Source organism: Natrinema soli (assembly GCF_028618695.1).
Window position 1 is genome coordinate 1 of record NZ_JAQIVI010000114.1, and the last position, 1285, is coordinate 1285.

Annotated in this window: 2 protein-coding genes and 1 pseudogene; 1 reads left to right on the forward strand and 2 read right to left on the reverse strand. The window is 66.3% G+C overall.

What is annotated here, in order from left to right:
• Nucleotides 1-142: pseudogene (locus PGX04_RS07850) on the forward strand (phosphoglucosamine mutase); the annotation flags it as partial.
• Between the two features lie 461 nt (nt 143-603).
• Here PGX04_RS07850 and PGX04_RS07855 read toward each other — a convergent pair.
• On the reverse strand, nt 604-999 hold the full coding sequence (locus PGX04_RS07855) for a universal stress protein (RefSeq protein WP_273737993.1): 396 nt from the start codon (nt 997-999) through the stop codon (nt 604-606).
• 115 nt (nt 1000-1114) lie between these two features.
• Nucleotides 1115-1285, reverse strand: a 171-nt coding sequence (locus PGX04_RS34545) for a DUF7118 family protein (protein WP_425498443.1), incomplete at its 5' end; no start/stop codon positions are given.

Sequence of the window (1285 nt, forward strand, 5' to 3'; positions counted from 1 at the left end):
CGGCGACGCGTGGGTGCTCGCCCGCCCCTCCGGGACCGAACCGCTCGTCCGGATCTACGCCGAGGCCCGCGAGGGCGACCGCGCCGAGGAACTCGTCGACGACATGTACGAGGCGCTGGCCGACGCGAAGGCCGACGCCTGAACTCGGTTTCTACCGCCGTTCGTTCAAACGCCATGAACGCCCAGTGACGGGACCTATGTATCGCTCAGTTTGATCAACCGACGTGCAGTGGCGCGCGCTGTCGGCCACCCGAGTGCAAGCGAGGGTGGCCGATCATACTGCGCGAGGTCTTCGCGAACTTCGTGAGCGAATGGCTTGGAAGGCGCGAAGCGTCTTCCAGTGGATGAGCGAGCGACAAGAGGAGCGAGCGTTAGCGCGGGACCGACGGTCCCGCGGACCATACGAACGGGCCTTTGGCCCGTGAGTAGAAATCGGCTGGGGAGGATGTGGTGATTCCCTGTTGCCACGATAGCAGGACGCTCCGTTTCACTCATTCACTAGCAGAATCCCTTGTTCCATTCCCGCGTCTATCGAAGAGCCGAATTGCCTCGTCTCGAGCGAGATCAACACCGCGTAGTCGCTCAGATGCCTCCGACTGTCCGTCACGGAACGATCGTTACCGGAACCGCCGCGCGCCGCGTGACCGACTCCGCGACGCTGCCGAGCAGCATCCGCGAGACGCCGGCTTTCCCCTCGCTGCCCATGACGATCGCGTCGACGTCCGCCTCGCCGACGTACTCGAGGATGGCGTCCGCTACCCCCGACCCTGCGACGACGGTCGTCTCGACCGCCCTGTCGTACTCGTCGGCGATTTCGTGGACGCCGGCGAAAAAGTCGGGCTCGTCGTCACCCGAGACGACGCTGCCGTAGTCCGCCTCGAGGTCGTCGACCGCGAAGACGACCGTCACTCGATCGGCGGGAACCCACTCGAGCGCGTGCTCGAGGGCCGCTCGCGCCGGCTCGGAGTCGTCCATCGGAACGAGGAGATGTCTGCTCATGCGGGTGAAATCGGGCTCCGACGGCTAAAGTGCGGGGTCCGAAGGAACCGCTCGAACCACGAGCCGCTTGGACCGGGAGACGCTCAGACCGCGAGCCGCTCGGACCACGATTTTCTCAGACCGGGTCGTCGGTCTCGAGCGCATCCCGAAGCCGCTCCCGTTCGGCCCGTAGTTCCTCGAGTTCATCCGCGACGCGACCGTCGGTCAGCCGTTCGCGTTCGGCGGGGTCGAGCCGGGCGACGGCCTGCGCCGCGGTCTGAAGGCGGTCGTAGTCGGCGCCGGTCGT

Coding starts and splice junctions, on each gene's coding strand:
- PGX04_RS07855 (WP_273737993.1), bottom strand. CDS start 999: ATGAGCAGACATCTCCTCGTTCCGATGGACGACTCCGAGCCGGCGCGA.